Source organism: Rhodocytophaga aerolata, assembly GCF_030503435.1.
In the GTDB taxonomy this organism is placed as follows: domain Bacteria; phylum Bacteroidota; class Bacteroidia; order Cytophagales; family 172606-1; genus Rhodocytophaga; species Rhodocytophaga aerolata.
On sequence record NZ_JAUKPO010000006.1, the window covers coordinates 96,566 to 121,392 of the forward strand.

The following is a 24,827-nucleotide window of genomic DNA, read 5'->3' on the forward strand; positions in this document are numbered from 1 at the left end:
TCTAGACATTGTATAAAAGAAAAGACCTCACCGGTTTCTGAAGCCGGTGAGGTCTTTTCTTTTATATATGGAAAGGAATTATCATTCGTATTTGATTTTTGGAATTTGATGGTCAATTTCCCAGCGGCCAGTACCTTCTTCGCCAATAACATCAAACAACTCCAACGCCCTTCTGGCTACATATTCTTCTTCTTTCTGTTCGTTCAGGAACCAGTTCATAAATTCCACCGTCATATAATCTTTTGCCTTGTGGCATTTATCTACGATGTTATTAATAGATTGGGTAATTAAAACTTCCTGCTCTAAAGCCTCTTCAAATACTTCGCGGAAAGAGTTAAACTCAAACTTTACATCTAAGATAGTCGGAGAAACGGCCGTACCACCCAGATCCAGTACATATTTGAAAATTTTCAGCATGTGCTGACGCTCTTCGTCTGACTGCTTATAAAAATGATCGGCACTGTTGTCAAATCCATTTCTGTCGCACCAGGAAGCCATAGCCAGATACAGGGCAGATGAATGCGCTTCTTTTCTGATCTGATCATTCAAAACAGCTTCTATTTCTTCGGTTAATGAAGTTTTAAGTCTCAATAAATCTTTCATGGGAGTAAAATTAGTTTACTTACAAATTCAGTGTTATATACAGCACTATGTATGTTCCGGCAATCGGCAGGTAAATAATGCTTTTTGTACATGGGTAATCATCTGAAACCCTGGTGTGTACACGTAAATTACAACGGCAATATACGTTGTTTGGTTCAAAAAAGTATCAGGTAAGCCTAGTTTTTGGCTAATTTAGAAAGAGATTAAAGAAGAATAAAAACAGAACTATTTTACTAAGCGGCAGAGTCTTTCTTTGAGAATACTATTCAATTCCAGCATCACTTTGGCCCCGGCTAACAGTTCTTTGAGTGCAGCAATTTCGGCCAATGTAAGTACGTAGCAGTGTTCGCAGGCGCAGGGAGAAATGATTTCTATATCCGATGAACGTTCCGGGCAGGCAGCCATATCTGGAAGGTTCACTTTGTCTACTAATGTTTTCAACCGGAAAAAACAAAGGATACTGAATTTAATTGCTCTCCCACCAAAATCGACATAAAAACAGTTTTCTACATCTGACTGATACACACAACCTGCTTCTGTACGGAAAACTTCTTCTAATATGGTGTTACGCTTTTCTTTAAGTATCATTGGTATTGCCTGCATTGGAATTGAATTACACAAAAATATATACTATTTAGAATAAGTCCAAATAAAATGATAAAGTTCATTATAAAGAGCATATCATAAGAAGTAACAGTTCTCCAGGGTATTTTTTAGTAAGAGTATAAGAAAGGTAAATGCTTTGTAATCAACAAGAACTATACTACACCTGGATTGCTTGGTTTATGAAACGGCCATAAAAAAGTAACCTGAAAAAGTTGATATTAATCATTCTTTTTCAGGTTAAAAATTTCTCCTAAACATAGATTATTTTAGGTAAGGCTTAATTGTCTGTGTCCAGATGTCATATCCATCGTCATTCATATGTAGCATATCTTGCACAAATAATTCGGGGCGGGGTTGCTGATCATTGTCTAACATCTTATCGAAGACATTAATATAGGTTGCTTTCTTCTGTGTATTTAAAAAATCGTTGATCAACCGGTTCGCTTCCTTCACTAGTGCCAGTTTATCGGCTCTGGAAGGGCTGGGCTTCATAGAAATATAGGCAATAGGTGTACTAGGCATTTTCCGCCGGATAGCGGTAAACAAAGTTTTAAAATCAGCCAGCACTTGAGCAGGTGTTTTGCCATCATTTATGTCATTCTCTCCAGAGTAAATCACTATTTGTTTAGGTTGGTAAGGATAAATAATCCGATTGGCATAATGAACAAGATCTCCCAGGCCAGAGCCGCCAAAACCTCTGTTAAGGACTTTTTTGTTAGGAAACCGCTCAGCTAGGTCCTTCCAAACCCGTATAGATGAACTACCAGTAAAGAGAATAGCATTTTTTGGTGGAGGATTTTCTTTATCTGCCTTTTCAAAGGCTACAATTTCATTTTCAAAGCGGTTTATTTCCTGGCAACTAGCATGTTGAATAAACAGAAATACAAACAAAAAACAAAAGGTAATAAATACTTTCATGGGATGTCTGAAGAATTAACGTCTGTTTTAGATTTTCCCTTAATTTAGCGGCCGGTTTTACCTAGCTGCTGTGTCCAATACAAATATTACACTTCTTACTTCGTTAATCATTATTCTTATTGGGTATTTTTTAAAAAAATATCAGGTAATCAAAGAAACAGAAGGAAAAGTACTCTCCAAAGTTGTATTATACGTTACCTTTCCGGCGTTGATATTCGATACAGTATCTGACCTGGAAATACGCTATGCATTGGTTTTTTTGCCCTTCATTCCTTTAGCTTTCTGCCTGCTGCTTTTTAGCATTTGTTACGTTCTTTTCAGAAATCAGCCGGCCACTATCAAAGGAGTACTTTTTATGGCTGCTACCGGGTTCAATATCGGGCTGTTTGCTTACCCCATTATTGAAGCTATCTGGGGTAAAGAAGGACTGCAATATATTGCCATGTACGATCTGGGCAATGCATTTGCTGTGCTAGGGCTGAGCTATTCGCTGGGTTCTGCCTTCTCTCCGCAACGTACCGGAAGTAAACGGATAGATGGTGTGTACATTTTAAAAAAGCTGGTTAGATCAGTGCCGCTGGTGAGTTATGTGGTAGCCTTGCTTTTCAATATTATGGGGCTGTCGTTTCCATTCTTGATAAACAATGTCATAGGTGCAGTGGCCAGAGCCAATATGGCTATGGTGCTTTTACTCCTGGGTATTTACTTGAACTTCCGCCTGGATAAAACATTTATAAAACAGCTGTACTCCATTCTTTTTGTCAAGTTTGGCTTAGCCTTGCTGATAGGAATCACTCTGTTTTATATCCTTCCTTTTGATAAACTGTATCGCACCATTGTGCTTATTGCCTTAATATTGCCAGTAGGGTTAACCGTTATTCCTTTTTCAGATGAGTTTGGGTATAATACCCGTTTTGCAGGAGCTATTGCCAATATCAGTATTCTGATCAGCTTTGTGTTGATGTGGGGGTTAATCATGGTGTTTAACCTGGCGTAACAATTCTATTAAGCTTACAGGAAAAAATCATAAAGTAGAAATTTAAAAATTTAACATAGCGCTTCTGCCTTGCAAGCCGCCAGTATGCAGAACAACCAGGGTGCTGCCTTTCGGGAAGTACCCTTCCTGCAACAGATCATATACGCCGTAGAGCATTTTTCCGGTATACACTTGTTCCAGTGGAATGTTATGTGTCTGTTCAAACTTCCGGATAAATTCCAGTAACTCGGGCTGCACTTTTGCATAGCCGCCAAAATGGTAATTTGTTTGAATATGCCAGGTACTAGCAGTAAGGTATGTTTTATTGGGTGCAGCATCAATAATAGCATAGCTCTGCAATAACTCTTTTACGGACTGATTGAGAAACTCACCCCCTTTTAAAGCAGAAAATCCGATGATCTTTTTATCGGGTGCACCGGCAACAAGTCCGGCCATAGTACCACCTGTTCCGCAAGGGAGGCACAAATAATCAACCTCCAATGGGATGTCTTGTATAATCTCCATGCAGCCTTTTACTGCCAGGGCATTACTTCCTCCTTCGGGGATGAGATAAAAATTGCCATACTGCTCCTGTAAAGAATATAAAACTTCGGGATGTTCTTTTTGCTGATAGGTAGTACGGTCCAGGTAATGGAGATGCATGCCACAAGCCCGGGCGAAAGACAATGTAGCATTAAGTGGCTGATGTTCCTCCCCACGGATGATTCCAATAGTACGGAACTTATATAATTTCCCGGCCGCCGCCACTGCATAAATATGGTTAGAATACGCTCCGCCAAAGGTAAGCAAGGTGTCTTTTCCCTCTTGAGCGGCCTGTAGTAAATTATATTTTAGTTTTCTCCATTTATTACCAGATATTTGCGGATGAATTAAGTCTTCCCGTTTAATATATACCTGTATTCCTGCTGCCTCGGTAACTGCATCTTGCAGGCGTTGCAGCGGGGCATACACAGGCGCATGAAGCAGGGTAGATAGGGCAGACGACATACACAAAGTTGACGAACATATTTCTATTAACAAATACTTCTATGAGTGAAGCGACAGGCAAAGACGAATATATAGAGGACGATGATTTATTTGAACATTACCGGTTCCAGGTAGATAAGGGCCAATCGCTGCTGCGGATTGATAAATTTCTGATGGACCGCATACCCAATGCTACCCGCAACAAATTACAGCAGGCCATCGATTCGGAGGCTGTGAAGGTAAATGATAAAGTAATAAAGGCCAGTTATAAAGTGAAGCCACTGGATATAATTACTATTTCCCTGCCCGAACCTCCACGCGACACAGAAATTGTACCCGAGGATATTGCTTTAAACATTGTATATGAAGATGCGGATGTACTGGTAGTCAATAAACCGGCAGGTATGGTGGTACATCCGGCCTATAATAACTGGACCGGTACGCTGGTAAATGCCCTTACCTATCATTTTCAAAATCTGCCTACATCCCAGAATGGCGAAGGCCGCCCTGGTCTGGTACACCGCCTGGATAAAGATACCTCTGGGTTACTGGTAATTGCTAAAACCGAATTGGCCATGGTGCATCTGGCCAAGCAATTTTATGAGCATAGCATCGAACGTACGTACTATGCCCTGGTCTGGGGAGAACCTAAAAATGAAAGTGGTACCATCAATGCCCATGTTGGCCGCAGCCTGAAAGACCGCCGGGTTACGGCTGTGTTTCCAGATGGAGAGTTTGGCCGCCATGCGGTTACCCATTACAAAGTACTAAAATACCTGCGGTATGTATCCTTGGTGCAGTGTAATCTGGAAACCGGCCGCACCCATCAGATCCGGGCACATATGCAATATCTGGGGCACCCGCTGTTTAACGATGCTACCTATGGTGGGGATAAAATTCTGAAAGGAACCAGCTTTACCAAATACAAACAGTTTGTAGAAAATTGTTTCAAACTTATTCCCAGGCAAGCCTTACATGCCAAATCTCTGGGCTTTGTGCATCCCCGCACGAAAGAATGGTTACAATTCGACACTGAACTTCCGGAAGATTTATCAACCGTAATAGATAAATGGGAGAAGTATATGAATACAATTTAAATGTGAAAATATGAGTAATGTGCTTATCGTGTGATGTGCAGATGTGCTGAATAATAAAAAACTTCTGAGGAAACATACGAAGGCCAAACTTAAAATTTATTTCCCTGATGCACAGAAGATAGTAAATTATACTGGCCTAAATCAGCCGGGAAGCTTGCCATATCAGGTGAAAAGCCTTAATTTTCACAATTACACATTCTTCAAATTTTCAAAAATTATCTATTATGGCCATCTGGTTTTTATGTAAAATCCGCTATCAGAAGCAGAGTGAAAATGGCAAGCAAACCGCCGTCAACGAATCCTATCTAGTAGATTCTGTGTCGTTTACCGATGCAGAAACAAGAATATACCAGGAATTAAGCAGCATTATTAAAGACTTTACCCTTACTGGTGTACGGCCTATGCGCTTAACGGATGTGTTTCACTACGAAGATGCCGAAACCTGGTATAAGTGTAAAGTGAACTATGTATCGGTAGATGAGAAAAGCGGCAAAGAAAAGAAAATTCAGAATACAATGCTGGTGAGTGCCTGGAGTGTAAAACAAGCGTATGAGCGGATAGAAGAAAGCCTGAAGTCGATGCTTGTTCCTTTCGATATATCGGATATTAATATCACCAATATTATGGAAATCTTCCCATACGTAGCAGAAGAGAAAGTTCCGGCTAATTTCCGTCCGCTGGCAGAAGTGCAGGCAGAGCGGGATATGGAAACGGTAGAATAAGTAGTACCGTACTTGCTATAAAAGAAAGCCCGCCAGTCTACAAACTGGCGGGCTTTCTTTTATCTATTTTTTACTTCCTGCCGGGATATTATCTTTCAGCGAGAGCCAGTGAATGGCTTCTTCCCAGGTCTTAAACGAACGGATACTATCTTTAAAACCCAGATTACTTCCCACCTTTGTCAGAAACTCTACCGAAAGATTTTCATCCTCATTCGTAGACTGAATAATAGCTGTTCTGAAAACCAGTCCGAAAGTTTTAATGATTCTTGGTAAAAAATTAGTAGCGTACCAGGTTCTGGACTGCATGTCCGTATAGGTCAGGTCTTTTAAATTGTAAACAATCTTGCGGCATTTATATACGGTAATGGCCTTGTACAATTTTTCCAGAATGGCTTTGTAGCTTTCATGTTCTACAGCCCCGGAAAATCTGACAGTGAGCAGGGCCTCTTCTTCCGCAATAAACAAAGCGGTAGTCTTTTCGTCATTTTCAAAGAGTAATTGTAGATCCATAAGTAATTAACTAAAGTAGTATATAAACAATTCTACGTAAATACTGTTTGAAACAGCATTGATCTTCCCGGGTTATCTTACATACGCTACAATCAAAATCATTAGCCGTTCCGGAGAATTGGGTAGCTGAGAGTAGTGTGCTGAATACGAATAGTTTATGTTATCAACTGGAAGCTTTGCCAGAGAAAATAAACAACATGGCGAATAGGCTGTTTTTCAATTGCTGGATTGATTTTTAGCAAACAATGTTTTATCTTAACATACACCACCTTAACCTGTACGCTATGGCCCGCATTTTTATGCTCATCACTTTCGTTATCAATGGATTTTGCGTTCAGGCGCAGTTTAAATTAATAGGCGATGCAGATTATATGGATAACGGCTGTATCCGGCTTACGCCAGATATTCCGTATTCGGAGGGCATCGCATACAGTACAGCCACCTTGAATCTGGAGCATAATTTTGAAATAGAATTTGATATATTTCTGGGAGATAAAGATGAGGGAGCCGATGGAATTACTTTTGTTATTCACAACGACAGGCGTGGGTTTGAGGCATTTGGCACCTGGGGCGAATGTATGGGCTATGGCACCTGGAGCCGGGCCTATGGAGGAGGTACCTATATAGCGCCTTCGGTAGCCGTAGAGTTCGATACCTATGAAAATGGCCGGCAAAACGACCCTTCCTCTGACCATGTGGCGTACCTGGAAGATGGAAGTAATTTTCATTCTACCTATTGGAACAACAATGATATAGCCTTTAACCTGGAAGATGGCTATCTACACAACTTTAGATTTAAGTGGAACCCCACTACCAAAAAAATTACTGTATACCTGGATGGCCGTATTGTTTACCAGGGCACCAAAGATCTGATAAAAGATATCTTCAAAGGTTCTACAGAGGTGATCTGGGGATTTACAGCCTCCACCGGTAGAAAAAGCAACCTACAGTATTTTTGCCTGAAGCGGCTAGCCATGAAAAAGGCAACTCCGCCTGCCCCCAAAACTACCAAGCCGAACTTACAAGCACCCCAGGTAACTCTCACTTCTAAAGACCGGCCGCAACAAGCCGAAAGCCAGTATGCCAGAAATGAAACGAAAAAATAGAAAATACTGATAAACTGTGTTTATCTTCCGGCAAGTTATAAAATAGTATAAGTTATGTGTGTTTAATTCTGAAATATAGAAGTTGTATGTATGATAGAGATTGACGATGAAAAAGAAGCAATTATGGGCATTATCTATGCCTGTATGTCGGCAGATAATAATGTATCTACACAGGAATACGATGAAATGGTGCACTTACTATCCAGAAAACAACTATATGCCAACACGGACCTGCGGGTGATTTTTAACAAGATAAAGACATTGCATCAATCGATTGGGTATAACTCGTTTAAGTTGATTGAACTAGCTGCTGAGAAAGTTTCAGAGAATCTACGGCTGACAGTGTATGCTAATGCCATGGAAATTTTTCTGTTAGACAAAACGTTTCATGCCAACGAAAAGCAACTGGCAGATTATCTGCAGAAAGCCTTGCATATAGATAATAAATGGGCTAAAAAAATACAGGAAGTAAGTACTATTAAAAGTATGGGATAACAAGCTGGAGAATTGCGTGTATTTATGTGTTGAGTACTAGTAAGAAAAGTTTAGGATGAAAGTAATAAATGTATCCCTACAGATGAGTTACTTAGCAAGTTTGGAAGGTCAGTCAAAAGCTAAACGAGAACTGCTCTTATACTTTCTAATTGGGTGTAGCATTCTACTAAATTTAGGAAATAATGTACTGCATGTCATCAATTATAAAAAACAATTTGGTATGCCTTGGTTTGGGTCACCGATAAGTATATATGAAGCAGTAAATTATGACTATTTATTAGGCCCACCTCTCCAATCATTTAACAATGGCTATCCATTTGACTACCTGCTTGTAAAAATTATATTATGGAGCCTAGCACTAATATGCCTGATACTATGGATAGGTAAGTTGAACATTGGAAGGATAGTATTAACTTTTCTCTTTACACTTTTTTCTTTGTTCTTATTAGTTTCAGTGAATAGTTATCTAAGGAATGAATTCACGGAAATATTGGATTCGCTACAGACCATTGAGATTCCTCAACATACGGCTTATAGGATAATTGGCGATTCCATAGGAGTGATAGTATATAAGTTTATCGGATGTTGTATTTCTACTTTTATTGTTTACAAGTTGATCAATAAAACCGGTGCCTAACATCAACCCTGCTGCCACCGCTATTTCCTTAATAGGAAGTAATGGTTTGTATAGGTTTATGCCCCATTAGCTATCTAAACTATACTTCAAAAATAAAAAAAGGAGGGTTGAACCCAGCCTTCAATAATAACGGTTTGGAGACGTTAAAAACTTTTACTCCTTTAGAAGTAGTTCCCTCCAGAGTGCCTACATGCGCATGCCCATGAAAAGCGGCTACTACCTCCCGCCGGTTAATGGGTTCGGCAAGTCTGGAAGAGCCTAAAAAGGGAAAGATGGGTTCCGGTTCGCCTACCACCGTTGCCTTAATGGGTGAATAATGCATTACTACAATTTTCTTCAAATCAGTATGTTCACTATCCAGCTTAGCTAGAGCCCGGTCCAGACATAAAGCTTCATTTACCGCTTCCTGTACAAATTGTTTGTTCATTTTTTCGCCCCACAAAGGCAGCATATGCTGGTCAAAGCCTCCCCCGAATCCTTTAATGCCTGCAATTCCTACATTGCCTATTACAATAGAGTCGCCATCCAGAATGCATATATTTTCACTGTGGAGGGCTTTTTTTATTTCTGCCTGTTCGTCTGCTTCATAATCATGGTTGCCCAATACCCCTACTACCGGGATAGTACAAGCGTTTAGCTCTTCGCGTAACGTTACTGCATCTGCCGCACGGCCAGTATCTGTTAAGTCACCTGCCAGAATTAACAGATCAGCCTGTTCAGACACGGTTCTAAAGTACTCCACCCATTTGCCTTTATCGTTTTCCCGCACATGAATATCGCCAACTGCAGCTATACGCGTTTTTTTTCTGGAATTCGCCATAAACTAAGTGTTTTGCTAACGTATATTCGGTCACAGTAACAGTCAACGTGCTACTGGGTACATTATATAGTTTTGATGGTGATTACCTTATAATCCCACTGAGTAATGTCGTTTTTGTATTGCGTCTGGTCGATAATAGGACCCAAGCATACTTTTTCTACGGGCGCAGGTAAAGCGTACTGATCTTTGGCCAGGGCAATCAACTGGTCAAACAGCCAGCGGGGAATTAGCTCCCGTTCCGTAGGATACACAAATTGAAATATCAGGCATTGGGCCAGTAATAAGTGCCAGTGCTGCTCCAGCCGCCGCCAAATCCGGTGCCAGTCCAGGGTTTTGCCCTGTTTTAGAATAATATGATTTACATCGGCTCCGTCGTAACGTTCGCGGTTTTGTACATATATTTTACACCACAAAAGTTCTTCGGGTGCAATCAGGCGTACTGGTATTCCATACGCTTCGCCATCTACCGCATGCTGATACCATACATCGTCTACCTGGCAAATATTATTTACGGTATTGAAAATAATATCAATAAAATTATCCCCTTTAAATACTTTCGCCAGCCAGCGGACATCGGTTATTTCGGTAGTATAGCCATGTTCGGCAAATAATCTTAATATATGTGGATACTCCCCGGCTTTGCAGAATATATCCAGGTCTTTCATGTCCCGGTCTATTCCTACATATTCCCGTAAAGCTAGGCCTCCTCCCACTAAAAAGGGTAATCCATTATCTATCAGGAGTTGTAAAGCCTCCCGGTAAAATTCCTGCGCAACTGTCTTCTGATCTTCTACTTGCATCATGCCTGTCTAAAATTCCTATATTGAAAGTCTAGCCATATACTTATTTCTCCTAGATTTGTTGCAACTTTCAATCGTCATCCCGAAGTTTTTGTACATAAAGCAATTATAAAGAGTTACTGCTTTCTAAAAACATAGGTAATCATCTACTTTATGAAAAATATCTGCACTTCCATTGTTTGCATACTTATTTGTTTAAGCTGTCAGCGGCCTTCTGCCGGAGCCGATTGTATAGATCAGAGCAAGGTAAACCCCGATACCATGTGTATCCAGGTATATAAACCAGTGTGTGGCTGCGACAATAAAACCTACGGCAATGAATGTGAAGCACAGCGAAGTGGCGTTACCTCCTGGAAAGAAGGGGAATGCCCGGGAAGTCAAAATTAATTTCAAAAATATCCGTGCCTCGTGCAACTATCGGCCGCATTCTGTCATCTGGTAGGCTAGAACACACTAAAATTTTAAACGTATGCATATGATTCGTAACAGTATACTCCTTATAGTTTTCTGTATAGCTTCCTCAGTAGCCTTTGCACAGGAAACAGCCGTACGTAAAATGGGGTCTTTTAACAGGCTGGAACTGGGTGGCCATTTTGATCTCCGCCTGAAAAAAGGCGACAAAGCCGAAGTAACCATCGAAACCGAAGATATTGGGCCAGATGAAATTATTACAGAGATTAAAAACAGCACCTTGCACATCCGGATGAAAGATGACCGGAAATGGGGAAAAAGTGACCTGAAGAGATCGGTTATTTACCTGACCTATACCGATCTGCGGAGTATTCAATGGGATGGTGCCGGAAATATCACCACCGAATCGGAACTAGTAACCGACAGGTTCGATCTGGAAATAAGCGGTGCAGGCAATGTAAAAATGGATTTAAAAGTGGAAGACTTACAGGTAGATATGTCTGGTGCAGGCAATATAGAGCTGCGCGGATCTGCCAGAACACAGGATGTACAAATGAGTGGAGCCGGTAATTACAATGGCTTTGAGTTAAAAAGTGAACGGGCTAAGGTAGATATGAGTGGGGTAGGCAATGTACGGGTATATGTTACCAAAGAGCTCAATGCCAGTGCCAGTGGGGTTGGGGCAGTCCGCTACAAAGGGAATCCGGAAAGTATTATTAAAAATTCTTCCAGCTTCCTGGGCTCTATCAAAGCAGGCGATTAATAATCCATTAATCCATTTTAGATCTTTGTAAACTTGCCTATTATCGCAAGAGTATCAATATTGCCTATCATCTGAATAAACAGATCAAGGAAATGAAAATGGGTAGGATTATATTATTAACTCTATTTTTTATTACAAATATAGTTGGCTGCTCCTGTCCCGATACGCCGGATTATTTTGACATCAATGGCCTTGAACTTACCGTCTATAAATATGATCAGCAGACAGATAAATATACAGCTGTAGAAAATGATCTATGGTTGACCATGGATAAATTTTACCTCAAACTGAATTTCAATTTTCACTATTATGGATCACTTAGACAGTTTACCAATCCTTATGCTGCCTATGCGTTAACCTGTGAAGATAGAGGCCATAGAGGTACGGATGAGAAAATAGAAAGCTTGCACATTGTTACCCTCACTGACTTTGATACACAGCATTTGCAGGGCGATACGCTCGATAATCTTTTTTCAGTAAGCCATTATGGCACTGGACAAAAAATGCCGTTAAGTCAGTTGGTAGCGGATACAAGCAGGATTTATTATAGAGACATAATCTTGTATATGGAGCAGAAGCCTGGTCAAAATCCCATTCAGTTCCAAATAGATATGCAATTGAACACAGGTGAGAAGTATTCAGTCACCAGTAGAAACATGATGATACGCTAGAGAAGGTAGAAAATATTGTTTGTCAGCCTCATCAACGCTTACAACTGAACAGACAGATATGGCTGCATAAAGTGATATTCAATGTATACCTGCAACTGCTATTTATACATTTTCCCTTGTCGAGGCGTAGTTCTTTACCTGATAATAGCTAAGCATAGGATTCTACCTATGCTTTTTTACGTGCAACACTTAGTTTTGCTTATACCCGGATAAAGTCCAACACGTAAGAAAGTGTAGTTCAAAAATACGCCTGGCTATTCTGAGTATCATAGATAAATAGAATAAGGTATGCCCTTGTTGCTGATACATTCTCACATTTTCCAATTTCCACACCTTCTCATTCCTTTTTTACCTACTTTTGCTCCATGCAAGAAAGATACATGCAGCGGGGTGTTTCTGCTTCCAAAGAAGATGTACACCAGGCTATCCGCCACCTGGACAAAGGGTTATTTCCCAAAGCCTTCTGTAAAATAGTACCCGACCTTTTGGCTGGCGACCCGGACTATTGCAATATTATGCATGCCGACGGTGCCGGCACTAAATCGTCTCTGGCCTATATGTACTGGCGGGAAACCGGCGACTTATCAGTATGGAAAGGCATAGCCCAGGATGCCATTATTATGAACGTAGATGATCTGCTGTGTGTAGGGGCTATAGATAATATTCTGCTTTCTTCTACCATTGGGCGCAACAAAAATCTGGTTCCGGGCGAGGTAATTGCTGCTATTATTAATGGCACCGAGGAAGTTTTGCAATTGCTCCGCGAGCATGGCATAGGTATCTACAGCACGGGCGGCGAAACGGCAGATGTAGGCGACCTGGTACGCACCATTATTGTAGACAGCACCGTTACTGCCCGTATGAAACGCGCTGATGTAATCAGCAACGACCGCATACAGCCAGGCGATGTAATTGTAGGTTTTGCTTCCGATGGCCAGGCTAGCTATGAAACTGAGTACAATGGGGGTATGGGTAGCAATGGACTTACTTCTGCCCGGCATGATGTATTTTATAAGCTGCTTGCCGGGAAATATCCGGAAAGTTTTGATCCTGGCGTACCTGCCGATTTGGTTTATTCCGGTAGCCAATCGTTAACAAGCCCAGTGGAGGGAGTTCCGGTAGATGCCGGAAAACTGGTTTTATCGCCTACCCGTACCTATGCGCCTATCATCAGAGAAATTCTGAAAACATACCATAAGCATATTCATGGCATGGTGCATTGCAGCGGTGGTGCACAAACCAAAGTACTGCATTTTGTAGAGGGGTTGCACATTATCAAAGATCATTTATTCAACACGCCACCTTTATTCAAGCTTATCCAGCAGGAAAGCCAGACTAGCTGGCAGGAAATGTACAAGGTGTTTAATATGGGCCACCGGATGGAAATATACATAGAAGAAAAATATGCGCAAGATCTTATTACCATTTCAGAGTCTTTTCAAGTACCTGCTCAAATTGTAGGTAGAGTAGAAGAAGCCACACAGAAAAAGCTTACCATCCGCAGCCAGTATGGCGAATTTGTGTATTCCTGATCATCCATTTTTCCCTGACTTCCAGAACTTCAACTCAAACAAAAGTACTAAAGCCGCGGTTGTATGAATTCCTGAAAATATAGTAGATACGTATGAAAAAATACCTGATTATATTCTTTGTTCTCTTATCTATATCCATCCAAATAAACGCTCAATCGGTTAGTTCGCAGCCTGATCCGGCGATTAAGCAGATGGTGGAGGAAGTATCTGCTCAGAACCTGGAAACCATTGTGCGGAAACTGGCAAGCTTCGAAACCAGGCATTCGTTAAGTACGACTAAAAGTGCTACCAAAGGCATAGGTGCTGCCCGTAACTGGGTAGAGAGTGAATTCAAGAAATATGCGCAAGCCTCCAATGGCCGTTTGCAGGTAGTACAAGACCCCTATATTCTGGAACCAGACGGCAGACGCGTAACCCGCCGGGTAGAAATGCGCAATGTTATGGCTACTTTGAAAGGTACAAATCCAAACGATACCAGAGTGTTCATTATTAGTGGCCACCTGGATTCGCGTAATACCGATATTATGGACAGTACCGGCCGGGCTCCGGGTGCCAACGACGATGCTTCGGGAGTGGCTATTGTGATGGAACTGGCTAGAATTATGGCTAAAAAAGAATTTCCCTGCACTATTGTTTTTGTGGCTGTACAAGGCGAAGAACAAGGCTTATTGGGTGCTAAACACCTGGCTGACCGGGCTAAAAAAGAAAACTGGAATATCACCGGCATGATCACTAATGATATTATAGGCAACTCTTTGTCTGACGAAACCAACATACGCGATAATACGCACGTGCGGGTGTTCAGTGAAGGAGTGCCTGCCTATGAGACCGAAGAAATGACCAAACTGCGCAAAAGTATATTTTCCGAAAATGATAGTCCCAGCCGCCAGTTTGCCAGATATATTAAAGAAGCAGGCGAAAAATACGTAGACCAGATGCAGGTAGAGCTTATTTACCGCAGCGACCGCTTTTTACGTGGCGGAGATCATACCCCTTTTAGCCAGAATGGGTTTACAGCCGTACGTATGACCGAGATGAATGAGAATTTTCAGCAGCAGCACCAGAATGTACGCACCGAAAACGGCATCCAGTACGGCGACCTGCCGGAGTTTGTCGATTATCAGTACCTAAAGAAAAATGCTGCAGTTAATCTAGCCACTCTAGCCAGTCTGGCACTGGCTCCATCGGCTCCGGAACAAGTAGGTATTGTTACCAGCAACCTCACCAATAAAACCACCTTAAAGTGGCAAGCCTCTGCTGTTGGCGAAAAACCGGCAGGCTATTATGTATTAATGCGGGAAACCCATAGCCCGGTATGGACTAAAAAAGTTTTTGTCAATAGTACTGAAACGACGCTACCTTATTCCAAAGACAACTTCCTTTTTGCCGTACAAGCCGTAGATGCCGAAGGCCATGAGAGTTTACCAGTAATTCCGGCACCAGTAAGATAGATTAGGAAGCATTCTTAGAAGCCAAAGCCAATAGATATATTGGCATCATACCCTATTCTGGGTTCACCTGGAGCAAGCGTGCCATATTTGATAGCAGGGCCAATATTTGCATCAAAGTACCCAAATTTTCCAATCCGTATTTGAGTTCCCCACAGCAAGGATAGCATATTACTCCGTTTAAACCGATCCTCTGTCTGGTATAATGAATGATTGCTTTGCAGAGATAAATAGTGATTAGAAAAATTATTGGCTCTTCGCTCTTCCCGGATATGTTTATTCATAAAATAATACCACCTAACTCCTAATTTGCCTCCTATAGCGTAGTCATTGCCTTGCTTGCTCCAGATTACACAAGTATTTTCTACTTCCGCCAGTATAGAAATAGCCGGTAGTAGCTTTTGTTCAATGGCCACTACATTCAAAAAGCTACCACCAAAACCAACTACTTTCCTATCGCTTCCCCCACCGCCCCAGAAGCCAGTTAAAAAACCTCCCACTTTAATTAATGTTTTCTCTTCCACGTTGGCTCTGGTAAAATACCTATATTTCTCTTTAAAAGAGAAGTCAGAATGGGTTCTATCTTCGGTGGTATATTCCCTGTGGGTTATCTCCGTCTGAGCAAGGGCTTTGGAATAGGTTAAAACTAAAATAAGAACACTAAATATAATGGACAGAAGTTTATAGGAGAATGTCATAGCGGAGAAGATGGTAGGTTAAAAGTTTATCTAGAAGCCAAAACCAATAGACAAATTTACATCGTACCCTAACCTGGGCACACTAGGAGCAAGCTTCCCAAGTTTGATGGCAGGGCCAATATTTGTATCAAAGTATCCAAACTTCCCAAGCCGTATCTGATTCCCCCATACTAAGGATAAAGTACTGTTTCGGCTAAACTGGTTTTCTGTCTGGTATAAATAGTGGCTGCTTTGCAGAGATAGATAGTGGTCAGAAAAATTATTCGCCCTGGTGCCCTCTTTGATGTGTTTATTCATAGAATAATACCACCTAAGCCCCAAGTTGCCTCCCATAGCATACCCATTGTACTGTTTGCCATTGCTTACCCAGGAGTTTTCTACTTCTGCCATTATAGAAAGGGCTGGTAGTAGCTTTTGTTCAATAGCCACTACATTAATGAATCTGCCCACAAAACCTGTGTTGCTTCCTCCCCAACCACTACTTAAAGCACCTCCTACTTTAATTAATGTTTTCTCTTCCATATTGGCTCTGGTAAAATACCTGTACTTCTCTTTAAAAGAGAAGTCAGAATGGGTTCTGTCTTCGGTGGTATATTCCCTGTGGGTTATCTCTGTCTGAGCAAGGGCTTTGGAATAAGTTAAACCTAACACTGTGAGAGTAATGAGTGTAGCGAACAAGAGTGTATGAAAAGTATGAAAGGATTTCATAGAGATAACTATTTTATGTTAAAAGTATGTCTATAAAGCAAAACCAATAGCGAAGTTTACATCTATAGTAGGCACCCACCAGGTTCTGTTACGTTTACTGAATACTGCAACTCGTTCGCCAAATACATCCCAAAAGTAGGGATTGCGGTCTTCGTAAAGTTTAAAAGAAGGCCCTACGTTGAAATCTATATAACTCAACTTACCCAATCTTTTCTGGCTTCCCCAAAGTAAAGAGAGATGGTTACTTTTGGGAAATCGATAGTGAGGACTACGTGCAAACGTATGGTGATAGATGTAGTTGGTAGATTGTACCGAAAGGTAATTATTAGAGAAATTATTGGCACTGCGGCCTTCTTTTATCCGTTTGTTTATGGCATAGTAATACCGTAAAGCGCCGTTCACCCCTATATTGTAATCATTTGGCACTTTTTCACCTTCGGTATAGGAGAACCTGTTTTCCAATTCCAACAGCACAGATAAAGCAGGCGTAATTTTATTCTCTACGGCCACAGAAGCCGTTAAGCGGCCAATGAGCCGGTCGTCTTTCCAGGTGGGCACTGGAGAGAATCCTATTTTTGCCAGGGTTTTTTCCTCTATATGGGTACGGGTAAAATACTGGTATTTTTCCTTAAATGTAAAATCAGACTTATCCGCTTGTTCTTCAAAATAGTCTGTCCGGATGTTATTTGTCTGGGCATACATGGGTTTCGTAAAAGTGAACAAGAGAAGGATAAGTACCAATAAAGATTTATTATTTTTGAGCAGCATGGCTTTGAACATATATAGTGATGGGACTAAACGTAGTAGAAATCTGTACAGTAGACGCAGATGATTTTATATTACCAGAAGTATAGGTTTTTTTACCTGCTATATTCCTGGTAATGTCTCCCGGTGCATGGGGCGGTAACTGAATATCTGAAAAAGAAGTAGAAAGCGAATAGTTGTATTGCTCAAATGCAGGCACATCCATCGTAACGGAAGTCCGGGTGGCGGCTATGGTAAGCTTCGTTAGTTTAGGCGTAGCAGAAATGGTTATCTGTCCATACGTATTATGAATATCATACATACCTGCTGCCCTGGTCAGGTGTATGTTAGCTTTTTCTGCTTTGCAGACGAAAAGCCCGGTTACATTCTCTCCCTTGATATCTCCATATGAGGAGTTGACTACGGTAGAACCTTTGATATCTGTAAGTTGCAGTTCACCAAAATTGATAGAGACTTCTGTTTCGCCGCTCAAGTTTTCTATTTGTATGTTTCCGTAAGCGTTGGAGATTCTTAACTGGCATCCTGCAGGTGCTTTAATCTGATATTGTGCCTTCAGGTTGCTTCGCACCTTATCATCAGAAGCAGTAGCATGAAAATAGTTGGTAAAAATATGGGTATTGCTCTCTTTCTTTATTTCGTATTTCAAATGTTCCAGGTCATTTTCTGCAATATGCCGTACCGGGTGTTTAGCAATGAGTTTCAGTGTTAACTGAATATAATTTTCTTTCCACCCTATTACCTCTACAGAAGCCTTCCGTGCATCAATATTAAGTACTTCGCCTGGTGTATAAGTTATCCGTTTGTCTAAAGTTTTGGTAACCACCTGTATCTTTTCCTGCGCTATAGCAAGTAGCGGCTGTGTACTTATCAGTGCCAGAAGGAAGATGTACCGTATTATATATCCATAACCTATTTTGTTCATGATACTATAAGTTGAATCAGTTCTTTAGTGATCTGGGCTTGGAGGTTTTCCAGCTTAATCTGGGCTTTTATCAGTTCCGGCTCCTGGCCATACGTGGTTTGCTGCGCTTTTAGCTTTTCTATCTCTATGGTTAGTTCATCTAGTTGGCCTTTCAATTCTTTAAACTCTGAAGTAGCACATACCAGCAGCTGGTTTTCGCAAGAATCATTTATAAATCCCATCGCTTCTTGTATGGCTAGTGGGTGTCCGGTAGAATTGGCTGGCGACTCGGCTATGTATAGCTCCTGACTGTAGGTGTATAGCGGCGAACTTGCCTGCTGTTTCACAAACCATATACTAATAGCTATAATCAGACTGATACAAGCAGCTGCTGAGAAGTAGGTAAGCCAGGTAAGCTGTTTTGTAACAGCAGGTGCAGTAGAGGGTAAACTGCTTTCCAGTTTTGCCCAGGCAGCTTCATTGGGCTCAAGCAAGGGCAAGGAAGGAATAGCTTTCGATAATGTATCTTCAAAACTCAGCTGTGCTGCTATGTTATTCCACAAGGAGTCATCCGGCTCTATACCGGGAAGCTCCTGAATGGCTTTCTGTAAGCGGCGGTCATGGTTGTTTTTCATTACTGATAAATGGATTTTAACATCTTCTGCAGCATCTTTTTTGAGTGGTACAATTGTGATTTGGAAGTACCTTCAGATATGTGAAGCAAGGTGCTTACTTCCTTATGTGAGTATCCTTCAATTTCAATAAGGGTAAAGACAGCCCGGTAACCCGCTGGTAATGCTTGTATGGCCTTATGCAACTGTTCACCGGATAAGGTATCGGGCCATTCTGCCGGTTCGCCGTGCTGAATTTCATGTATGCTTTCATATTTTATTTCTATGCGCTGTTTCCGCAGAGCTTTCCGGATCACAATGGTTTTTATCCATGCGCCCAGCGTCGAATTTCCCCGGAACTGGCCTATATCTTTAAATACTTCCAGAAATGCCTCTTGCAATACATCATGTGCATGATCCATATTATTTACAATCCGGAAAGCTTTGGTGAACATGGCCTTTTTATATTGATCATATAGCTTTTTCTGAGCTGCTCGGTCTCCTTTCCGGCACTGGGCAATCAGTTCGTTTTCGGCTTCATCAGATGTAAGAGACACTAGTCAGAGGGTGTTTTATACAAAGGGTACAAAAAGGAAAGAAAGGTTGTATGGGCAGAAAAAAATTAGGTGAATTTGTTGCAATACAGTTTAGACAGGATGAAAATCTATACTCATGCGCCATCAGGCCATGGCTACAGCACCGTTGATACACACTATTTAAATCTCCACCCTCCCCTGGAACATGTGTGTTGCATGAAAACGAAGCAGAAGTAAAGCAAATAAAAATAATGAGAATAGCTGTACCGATAAACTGTAGTTTATTAGATGTAATCACCTTATATCCCAGTAGATTAATTGGTTTTATGGAAAAGTAGAAAAACTTCTGACCAGATTATAAATAAAAAAAGTAATTTTATGAGAAAATCTATTTTAACGTTGAATTCATTCTTAGTGAATATGAAGAAAAAGCAATACCTATCCTTTCCCAGAAAAACGGTTTATCTCTGTACCATACTGCCTGCCTTGCTTTTATCTAATTGTCAGCAAGAAAAAGGGCAGTCAGCGGTAAAACAGGACAAACCGGTTGATAAAAGAATTAAACAAATGGAGCCGGCTCAAGTAAGCCAGCTGGCACAATCCATCGAAGCTAGTGTTTCCCCTAAATTGTCGAAGGGCTTAACTCTCCGGATATGGGGCGTAGATTCTCTGGTTGCCGACCCGATTGCCCTGGATATAGATGATCAGGGACGTGTGTATTATACCAGAACTAACCGTCAGAAAAACTCCGAATTCGATATCCGGGGCCATCAGGATTGGGAAATAGAATCTATCAGCCTGCAAACGATTGATGATAAACGGGCATTTCTGCGGAAAGTGTTATCACCGGAAAACAGCAAGAAAAATGAGTGGCTGAAAGACCTGAATGGCGACGGCTCTCATGACTGGAAGGATATGACCATTGAAAAAGAACATGTATACCGCATAGAAGATAGCTCTGGTGATGGCCTGGCAGATAAATCGCAACTGGTAGTAGAAGATTTTAACGATGAGGTAACCGACGTAGCCGGTGCTGTATTAGCCGATGGCGAAGATCTGTATGTAGGGGTAGGCCCGGATTTCTGGAAATTGAAAGATACAGATGGCGATGGCCTGGCCGACGACAAAAAATCTCTTTCACATGGCTATGGCATACACGTAGGGTTTGGAGGGCATGGTATGTCGGGTGCAGAAATGGGGCCTGATGGAAAAGTTTACTGGGGTATTGGCGATATTGGTTTCAATGGGAAAGGTCCCGATGGAACTAAATGGGAGCATCCCAATAGTGGCGTAATTGTCCGGTGTAATCCCGATGGAAGTGATTTTGAAGTATTTGCCCATGGTCTCCGCAACACCCATGAGTTTACCTTTGATGAGTATGGCAACCTGATCAGCCAGGATAACGATGGCGACCATCCAGGTGAAAAAGAACGCCTGGTGTATGTAGTAAACGGATCGGATACCGGCTGGCGCATCAACTGGCAGTTTGGTAAATACCGCGATCCGGATAACAATACCTACAAAGTATGGATGGATGAGCAGATGTATAAGCCCCGTTTTGAAGGACAAGCTGCCTATATTACTCCCACTATTACTAATTTTGTGAGTGGGCCTACCGGGTTTCTGTATAATCCTGGTACAGCATTAAGTCCAAAATATAAGAATACGTTCTTCGTCGTAGAGTTTAATGGAAACCCTGCCCGGTCTGGGATACATGCCTTCAAATTGAAACCTAAAGGAGCTTCCTTCGAATTAGGCGAACAAGAGCAGATCATGAGCAATGTACTGGCTACCGGTATTGATTTTGGCCCAGACGGTGCGATGTATGTAGCCGACTGGATTGATGGCTGGGACACCAAAGACCATGGCCGCATCTGGAAGTTAGATGTAGCCGAAGGAGCCAATAGCCCGGAACGCACAGAAGTAAAGACTTTGTTAGGGGAAGATTTTAGCAAACGTCCGGAAGATCAGCTGGGGCAATTATTATCCCACCAGGATATGCGGGTACGCCAGAAAGCCCAGTTTGAGCTGGCTAAACGAGGTGCTAAAGGAGTAGAGCAGTTCCAGAAAAGTATCAATCAAACAGCTAATCAGTTAGCCAGAGTTCATGGAATCTGGGGTATGGCCCAGGTTGCCCGCAAAGATGCCAAGCAAGCCCAGGTGTTGCTGCCTTTACTGAAAGACCAGGACCCTGAAATACGGGCACAAGCTGCAAAGTGGCTGGGTGACATCCGGTACAAAGAAGCAGGAAGTGCATTACTCCCACTGTTGGCAGATCAAAGTAGCCGTGCAAGGTTCTTTGCTGCCGAAGCGCTGGGAAGAATAGCCTATGAGCCTGCCATTAATCCGATTATTGAGATGCTGAAGGCAAATAATGACGCAGATGCCTATTTACGTCATGCCGGTAGCCTGGCTCTGGCACGTATTGGTAAAGCAGATCCTATTGTAGCCTTGCATACGAGCCCTTCCAAAGCGTTACGGATTGCCGCTGTGGTGGCCTTACGGCGCTTACAACACCCTGGTATAGCTAATTTCCTGAATGATAAAGATGAATTTGTGGTAACAGAAACTGCCCGTGCCATTAACGATGATCTTTCTATTAAAGAAGCTTTGCCAGCTTTGGGTGATCTGCTGGCAACTACTCCTTTCAAAAACGAACCTTTGATCAGACGGGCTATCAATGCAAACCTGCGGGTTGGCACTGATAAAGCGATGCAGAACCTGATCAACTACTCCATGAAAGAAACGGCTCCGGCAGCTATGCGGGCAGAAGCTATTGATGCCCTCAGCACTTGGTCTAAGCCTTCCGTGGTAGACCGGGTAGATGGCCGCTACAGAGGCGTGATTGAAAGAGATCCGATGCTGGTAAAAAACAAAGCCAGTGAATCCCTCATCAAATTAGTTTCTACTAGTCAATTACCTGTCCGGTTAAGCGCAGTGAAAGCAGTGGGCAAACACAAAATAGAAGGTGGCTCAGAGAAATTATTTGCCTTACTGAAAAATGACAGCAAACCCGAAGTAAGAATAGAAGCCTTACGTGCCTTAGCCTCTTTGGAAAATGCCCCAATAGACAAAGCTATTCAACAAGCACTGGACGATAAAGAGAAAAGTGTACGGGTTGCCGGACTTGACCTGTTAGCCAAAATGGATATCTCCAAAGACCTGATGGTATCCCTGTTGTCAGAGGTGATTAATACCCGCACGACTGAAGAAAAACAAGCGGCTTTACTAACCCTTGGAAAACTGCCGGTAGCCAATTCACAAAAGGTATTTGATGGCTTGCTGACCAAGCTCTCTAATGGAAACTTCCCCGCTGAAATACAACTGGAATTGGCCGAAGCGATTGATAGCACAAAATCCACAGAACTGCAAAACAGGTACAAGGAAGTTACTGCTAAATTGTCTCCAGATGCGGTAGCCGCTGCCTATGAAGCAAGCTTAGTGGGTGGTAATGTAGATGAAGGTAGAAAAATATTCTTCCGCCACCAGACGGCCCAGTGTTTACGCTGTCATTCCTATGATGATTTAGGAGGCAATGCCGGACCCCGGTTAAATGGCGTAGCCAGCCGCTTATCACGCAAACAACTGCTGGAAGCCGTTATTAATCCGAGTGCCCGCCTGGCTCCCGGTTTTGGAGCAGTTACCCTCACGCTTGCCGGAGACAAAACCATCAGTGGTATTTTGCAGGAAGAAAACAACAAAGGTGTAGTACTTAAAATCGGCGACCGTCCGGATACGCTGATCCGCAAAGAGCAGATTGTTAAACGCACGAATGCTCCTTCGAGTATGCCGGATATGAAGCAACTGCTTACGCCCCGTGAAGTACGGGATGTAGTAAGCTTCCTAGCTACCTTAAAAGAAGAAATGTAAGAGTGGCTTTCCGAAGTTCTTGATAAAGAAACCTGTTAGGTTTTGGAAACCCAACAGGTTTGAAGCCAAACTATTTTCTTTAGATTATATCGGAGAAGCTTTCATAACTGAAAAATAAATCCCTGTTGCCTTCGTTTATGTCAAGCATAACAAGCAGCAGGGATTTATTTTTATAGCCTTTTTCTATAGAAAATTTATTCCCCGATTCCTGTAATATCCTGCTTTTCCGGACTATTTTTAGGGCAGAAATTGTTTTCCGGTAAACAACCTCCCTTCTGCTATGGAAGACTTATTATCCGCCCGCCTGCAAATGGCCATTTCCCTGGGCTTCCACATTATTTTTGCTTGTATTGGTATGGTCATGCCGTTTCTAATGGCTTTTTCGCATTGGAAATGGTTACAAACAAACAAGGACGAATACCTGCATCTGACAAAAACCTGGTCTAAAGGAGTGGCTATCTTTTTTGCTACTGGAGCTGTGTCAGGCACCGTATTATCTTTTGAACTAGGATTGCTATGGCCAGGATTTATGGAACATGCCGGACCCATTTTCGGAATGCCTTTTTCCTGGGAAGGAACCGCCTTTTTTATAGAAGCCATTGCCTTGGGTTTATTCCTGTACGGCTGGAACAAAATCAATAAATGGGTACACTGGGCAACTGGCGTAGTGGTAGGTATTTCTGGTGTGGCTTCCGGCATATTTGTGGTAGCAGCCAACGCCTGGATGAACAGCCCTTCCGGGTTCGACTGGGTGAACGGACAGGCAATAAATATTGATCCGGTAGCTGCTATGTTTAACGATGCCTGGTTTAGCCAAGCCTTGCATATGACATTAGCTGCTTTTGTCAGTACTAGTTTTGCCGTGGCAGGTATTCATGCTTTTCTGTTATTAAAACATCCTGGTCATTCGCTGCACCAGCGGGCCATGAAAATTGCTTTAACCTTTGGTGCCATCACTGCCCTGTTACAACCCTTAAGCGGAGATATTTCCGCCAAAGATGTAGCTGTCAGACAACCAGCAAAACTAGCGGCCATGGAAGCTTTATTCAAAACCAGTAAACCGGCTGATCTGGTGATTGGTGGCTTACCTAATGTGGAACAACAACGGGTAGATTATGCCATTCATCTGCCTAGGTTCCTGAGCTTTCTGGCACATGGCGATTTTAACGCAGAAGTAAAAGGCCTGGATAGTATTCCCAGAGATGAGTGGCCACCGGTGGTTGTAGTGCATGTTGCTTTTCAAATCATGGTGGCTGCTGGTATGGCGATGGCACTTATCGGACTAGTTTTTCTATTCTTTGCCTGGAAAAAGAAACACTTACTTTTTCATAAAACTTTCTTAACCATTGTGGCACTGGCGACTCCACTTGGATTTATTGCCGTAGAAGCCGGCTGGACAGTAACAGAGGTAGGCCGGCAGCCCTGGATTCTGTATGGCATTATGCGTACATCCGATGCTGTTTCACCCATGAGCGGCCTCATGTACCCAATGATCACCTTTACTATTCTCTACCTGATTCTGGCCTTTCTGGTAACCTGGCTGATGGCCCGCCAGATAAAAGTGCTGCACGAAACCTACAAACCAGAGCTTCAGGAAGCATAGGGCAATTTGAGAATTAGATAATTTGAAAATGGC

25 protein-coding genes are annotated in these 24,827 nt (G+C 42.2%); 12 read left to right on the forward strand and 13 right to left on the reverse strand.

Annotated elements, in window-relative coordinates; all coding sequences use genetic code 11:
* Window positions 1-81: 81 nt before the first annotated feature.
* From Q0590_RS12575 to Q0590_RS12585, 3 genes are all read right to left on the reverse strand, one after another.
* On the reverse strand, window positions 82-603 hold the full coding sequence (locus tag Q0590_RS12575) for a ferritin (protein WP_302037898.1): 522 nt from the start codon (window positions 601-603) through the stop codon (window positions 82-84).
* 225 nt (window positions 604-828) lie between these two features.
* On the reverse strand, window positions 829-1,191 hold the full coding sequence (locus Q0590_RS12580; protein ID WP_302037899.1) for a hypothetical protein: 363 nt from the start codon (window positions 1,189-1,191) through the stop codon (window positions 829-831).
* A 279-nt stretch (window positions 1,192-1,470) separates the two neighbouring features.
* The gene (locus Q0590_RS12585; protein WP_302037900.1) at window positions 1,471-2,127 is read right to left on the reverse strand and encodes an SGNH/GDSL hydrolase family protein; all 657 of its coding nucleotides are present in this window, start codon (window positions 2,125-2,127) and stop codon (window positions 1,471-1,473) included.
* A gap of 70 nt (window positions 2,128-2,197) precedes the next feature.
* Between Q0590_RS12585 and Q0590_RS12590 the strand changes: the two genes are divergently transcribed.
* Window positions 2,198-3,124: an AEC family transporter gene (locus Q0590_RS12590; protein WP_302037901.1), complete on the forward strand. Its 927-nt coding sequence runs from the start codon at window positions 2,198-2,200 to the stop codon at window positions 3,122-3,124.
* 42 nt (window positions 3,125-3,166) lie between these two features.
* Here the strand turns inward: Q0590_RS12590 and Q0590_RS12595 are convergent, their stop codons facing one another.
* Window positions 3,167-4,111: a 1-aminocyclopropane-1-carboxylate deaminase/D-cysteine desulfhydrase gene (locus Q0590_RS12595; RefSeq protein WP_302037902.1), complete on the reverse strand. Its 945-nt coding sequence runs from the start codon at window positions 4,109-4,111 to the stop codon at window positions 3,167-3,169.
* Window positions 4,112-4,152: 41 nt separating this feature from the next.
* Between Q0590_RS12595 and Q0590_RS12600 the strand changes: the two genes are divergently transcribed.
* Window positions 4,153-5,187, forward strand: coding sequence for an RluA family pseudouridine synthase (locus Q0590_RS12600; RefSeq protein WP_302037903.1), 1,035 nt, complete (start codon window positions 4,153-4,155; stop codon window positions 5,185-5,187).
* 224 nt (window positions 5,188-5,411) lie between these two features.
* Window positions 5,412-5,909: a DUF4494 domain-containing protein gene (locus Q0590_RS12605; protein WP_302037904.1), complete on the forward strand. Its 498-nt coding sequence runs from the start codon at window positions 5,412-5,414 to the stop codon at window positions 5,907-5,909.
* A 63-nt stretch (window positions 5,910-5,972) separates the two neighbouring features.
* On the opposite strand, the gene Q0590_RS12610 is transcribed toward Q0590_RS12605, so the two are convergent.
* Window positions 5,973-6,419: a hypothetical protein gene (locus tag Q0590_RS12610; RefSeq protein ID WP_302037905.1), complete on the reverse strand. Its 447-nt coding sequence runs from the start codon at window positions 6,417-6,419 to the stop codon at window positions 5,973-5,975.
* 284 nt (window positions 6,420-6,703) lie between these two features.
* Between Q0590_RS12610 and Q0590_RS12615 the strand changes: the two genes are divergently transcribed.
* Together Q0590_RS12615 and Q0590_RS12620 are read left to right on the forward strand one after the other, a co-directional pair.
* A complete protein-coding gene (locus Q0590_RS12615) occupies window positions 6,704-7,525 on the forward strand; it encodes an L-type lectin-domain containing protein (RefSeq protein WP_302037906.1) in 822 nt (273 codons plus the stop codon).
* A gap of 90 nt (window positions 7,526-7,615) precedes the next feature.
* The gene (locus Q0590_RS12620) at window positions 7,616-8,020 is read left to right on the forward strand and encodes a TerB family tellurite resistance protein (protein WP_302037907.1); all 405 of its coding nucleotides are present in this window, start codon (window positions 7,616-7,618) and stop codon (window positions 8,018-8,020) included.
* A 716-nt stretch (window positions 8,021-8,736) separates the two neighbouring features.
* On the opposite strand, the gene Q0590_RS12625 is transcribed toward Q0590_RS12620, so the two are convergent.
* Window positions 8,737-9,477, reverse strand: a complete 741-nt coding sequence (locus Q0590_RS12625; protein WP_302037908.1) for a metallophosphoesterase family protein — start codon at window positions 9,475-9,477, stop codon at window positions 8,737-8,739.
* A 62-nt stretch (window positions 9,478-9,539) separates the two neighbouring features.
* A complete protein-coding gene (locus Q0590_RS12630; protein ID WP_302037909.1) occupies window positions 9,540-10,280 on the reverse strand; it encodes a nucleotidyltransferase in 741 nt (246 codons plus the stop codon).
* 150 nt (window positions 10,281-10,430) lie between these two features.
* On the opposite strand from Q0590_RS12630, the gene Q0590_RS12635 reads away from it, so the two are divergent.
* The 5 genes from Q0590_RS12635 to Q0590_RS12655 all read left to right on the forward strand — a co-directional run bounded on the left by Q0590_RS12635 (window position 10,431) and on the right by Q0590_RS12655 (window position 15,105).
* On the forward strand, window positions 10,431-10,664 hold the full coding sequence (locus Q0590_RS12635; protein ID WP_302037910.1) for a Kazal-type serine protease inhibitor family protein: 234 nt from the start codon (window positions 10,431-10,433) through the stop codon (window positions 10,662-10,664).
* Between the two features lie 88 nt (window positions 10,665-10,752).
* On the forward strand, window positions 10,753-11,451 hold the full coding sequence (locus Q0590_RS12640) for a head GIN domain-containing protein (RefSeq protein WP_302037911.1): 699 nt from the start codon (window positions 10,753-10,755) through the stop codon (window positions 11,449-11,451).
* A gap of 92 nt (window positions 11,452-11,543) precedes the next feature.
* A complete protein-coding gene (locus tag Q0590_RS12645; RefSeq protein WP_302037912.1) occupies window positions 11,544-12,122 on the forward strand; it encodes a hypothetical protein in 579 nt (192 codons plus the stop codon).
* A 365-nt stretch (window positions 12,123-12,487) separates the two neighbouring features.
* Complete coding sequence (locus Q0590_RS12650; RefSeq protein WP_302037913.1) at window positions 12,488-13,654, forward strand: AIR synthase related protein; 1,167 nt, start codon at window positions 12,488-12,490, stop codon at window positions 13,652-13,654.
* Between the two features lie 92 nt (window positions 13,655-13,746).
* The gene (locus Q0590_RS12655) at window positions 13,747-15,105 is read left to right on the forward strand and encodes a M20/M25/M40 family metallo-hydrolase (protein ID WP_302037914.1); all 1,359 of its coding nucleotides are present in this window, start codon (window positions 13,747-13,749) and stop codon (window positions 15,103-15,105) included.
* A gap of 14 nt (window positions 15,106-15,119) precedes the next feature.
* Here the strand turns inward: Q0590_RS12655 and Q0590_RS12660 are convergent, their stop codons facing one another.
* The 6 genes from Q0590_RS12660 to Q0590_RS12685 are packed head-to-tail and all read right to left on the reverse strand — an operon-like array spanning window position 15,120 to window position 19,342.
* Window positions 15,120-15,800, reverse strand: a complete 681-nt coding sequence (locus tag Q0590_RS12660) for a hypothetical protein (protein WP_302037915.1) — start codon at window positions 15,798-15,800, stop codon at window positions 15,120-15,122.
* 30 nt (window positions 15,801-15,830) lie between these two features.
* Window positions 15,831-16,508: a hypothetical protein gene (locus Q0590_RS12665; RefSeq protein ID WP_302037916.1), complete on the reverse strand. Its 678-nt coding sequence runs from the start codon at window positions 16,506-16,508 to the stop codon at window positions 15,831-15,833.
* Window positions 16,509-16,538: 30 nt separating this feature from the next.
* A complete protein-coding gene (locus tag Q0590_RS12670) occupies window positions 16,539-17,276 on the reverse strand; it encodes a hypothetical protein (protein ID WP_302037917.1) in 738 nt (245 codons plus the stop codon).
* On the reverse strand, window positions 17,260-18,195 hold the full coding sequence (locus Q0590_RS12675) for a DUF4097 family beta strand repeat-containing protein (RefSeq protein ID WP_302037918.1): 936 nt from the start codon (window positions 18,193-18,195) through the stop codon (window positions 17,260-17,262). Before Q0590_RS12675 ends, Q0590_RS12670 begins: the two co-directional genes overlap by 17 nt.
* On the reverse strand, window positions 18,192-18,809 hold the full coding sequence (locus Q0590_RS12680) for a hypothetical protein (RefSeq protein ID WP_302037919.1): 618 nt from the start codon (window positions 18,807-18,809) through the stop codon (window positions 18,192-18,194). The genes Q0590_RS12675 and Q0590_RS12680 overlap by 4 nt, the downstream gene beginning before the upstream one ends.
* Complete coding sequence (locus tag Q0590_RS12685) at window positions 18,809-19,342, reverse strand: RNA polymerase sigma factor (RefSeq protein ID WP_302037920.1); 534 nt, start codon at window positions 19,340-19,342, stop codon at window positions 18,809-18,811. The genes Q0590_RS12680 and Q0590_RS12685 overlap by 1 nt, the downstream gene beginning before the upstream one ends.
* A 399-nt stretch (window positions 19,343-19,741) precedes the next feature.
* Between Q0590_RS12685 and Q0590_RS12690 the strand changes: the two genes are divergently transcribed.
* Both Q0590_RS12690 and Q0590_RS12695 read left to right on the forward strand, forming a co-directional pair.
* Window positions 19,742-23,191 (forward strand): HEAT repeat domain-containing protein, encoded by a 3,450-nt coding sequence (locus Q0590_RS12690; RefSeq protein ID WP_378410481.1) that lies wholly within the window; start codon window positions 19,742-19,744, stop codon window positions 23,189-23,191.
* Between the two features lie 280 nt (window positions 23,192-23,471).
* Window positions 23,472-24,794, forward strand: coding sequence for a cytochrome ubiquinol oxidase subunit I (locus Q0590_RS12695; protein ID WP_302037922.1), 1,323 nt, complete (start codon window positions 23,472-23,474; stop codon window positions 24,792-24,794).
* The last annotated feature ends 33 nt before the right edge of the window (window positions 24,795-24,827 follow it).

What these genes read in the sequence shown, in the direction of transcription:
- Q0590_RS12575 (WP_302037898.1), bottom strand. Translation starts at nt 603, where the DNA reads ATGAAAGATTTATTGAGACTTAAAACTTCATTAACCGAAGAAATAGAA.
- Q0590_RS12580 (WP_302037899.1), bottom strand. Translation starts at nt 1,191, where the DNA reads ATGATACTTAAAGAAAAGCGTAACACCATATTAGAAGAAGTTTTCCGT.
- Q0590_RS12585 (WP_302037900.1), bottom strand. Translation starts at nt 2,127, where the DNA reads ATGAAAGTATTTATTACCTTTTGTTTTTTGTTTGTATTTCTGTTTATT.
- Q0590_RS12595 (WP_302037902.1), bottom strand. Translation starts at nt 4,111, where the DNA reads ATGTCGTCTGCCCTATCTACCCTGCTTCATGCGCCTGTGTATGCCCCG.
- Q0590_RS12600 (WP_302037903.1), top strand. Translation starts at nt 4,153, where the DNA reads ATGAGTGAAGCGACAGGCAAAGACGAATATATAGAGGACGATGATTTA.
- Q0590_RS12605 (WP_302037904.1), top strand. Translation starts at nt 5,412, where the DNA reads ATGGCCATCTGGTTTTTATGTAAAATCCGCTATCAGAAGCAGAGTGAA.
- Q0590_RS12610 (WP_302037905.1), bottom strand. Translation starts at nt 6,419, where the DNA reads ATGGATCTACAATTACTCTTTGAAAATGACGAAAAGACTACCGCTTTG.
- Q0590_RS12615 (WP_302037906.1), top strand. Translation starts at nt 6,704, where the DNA reads ATGGCCCGCATTTTTATGCTCATCACTTTCGTTATCAATGGATTTTGC.
- Q0590_RS12620 (WP_302037907.1), top strand. Translation starts at nt 7,616, where the DNA reads ATGATAGAGATTGACGATGAAAAAGAAGCAATTATGGGCATTATCTAT.
- Q0590_RS12625 (WP_302037908.1), bottom strand. Translation starts at nt 9,477, where the DNA reads ATGGCGAATTCCAGAAAAAAAACGCGTATAGCTGCAGTTGGCGATATT.
- Q0590_RS12630 (WP_302037909.1), bottom strand. Translation starts at nt 10,280, where the DNA reads ATGATGCAAGTAGAAGATCAGAAGACAGTTGCGCAGGAATTTTACCGG.
- Q0590_RS12635 (WP_302037910.1), top strand. Translation starts at nt 10,431, where the DNA reads ATGAAAAATATCTGCACTTCCATTGTTTGCATACTTATTTGTTTAAGC.
- Q0590_RS12640 (WP_302037911.1), top strand. Translation starts at nt 10,753, where the DNA reads ATGATTCGTAACAGTATACTCCTTATAGTTTTCTGTATAGCTTCCTCA.
- Q0590_RS12645 (WP_302037912.1), top strand. Translation starts at nt 11,544, where the DNA reads ATGAAAATGGGTAGGATTATATTATTAACTCTATTTTTTATTACAAAT.
- Q0590_RS12650 (WP_302037913.1), top strand. Translation starts at nt 12,488, where the DNA reads ATGCAAGAAAGATACATGCAGCGGGGTGTTTCTGCTTCCAAAGAAGAT.
- Q0590_RS12655 (WP_302037914.1), top strand. Translation starts at nt 13,747, where the DNA reads ATGAAAAAATACCTGATTATATTCTTTGTTCTCTTATCTATATCCATC.
- Q0590_RS12660 (WP_302037915.1), bottom strand. Translation starts at nt 15,800, where the DNA reads ATGACATTCTCCTATAAACTTCTGTCCATTATATTTAGTGTTCTTATT.
- Q0590_RS12665 (WP_302037916.1), bottom strand. Translation starts at nt 16,508, where the DNA reads ATGAAATCCTTTCATACTTTTCATACACTCTTGTTCGCTACACTCATT.
- Q0590_RS12670 (WP_302037917.1), bottom strand. Translation starts at nt 17,276, where the DNA reads ATGCTGCTCAAAAATAATAAATCTTTATTGGTACTTATCCTTCTCTTG.
- Q0590_RS12675 (WP_302037918.1), bottom strand. Translation starts at nt 18,195, where the DNA reads ATGAACAAAATAGGTTATGGATATATAATACGGTACATCTTCCTTCTG.
- Q0590_RS12680 (WP_302037919.1), bottom strand. Translation starts at nt 18,809, where the DNA reads ATGAAAAACAACCATGACCGCCGCTTACAGAAAGCCATTCAGGAGCTT.
- Q0590_RS12690 (WP_378410481.1), top strand. Translation starts at nt 19,742, where the DNA reads ATGAAGAAAAAGCAATACCTATCCTTTCCCAGAAAAACGGTTTATCTC.
- Q0590_RS12695 (WP_302037922.1), top strand. Translation starts at nt 23,472, where the DNA reads ATGGAAGACTTATTATCCGCCCGCCTGCAAATGGCCATTTCCCTGGGC.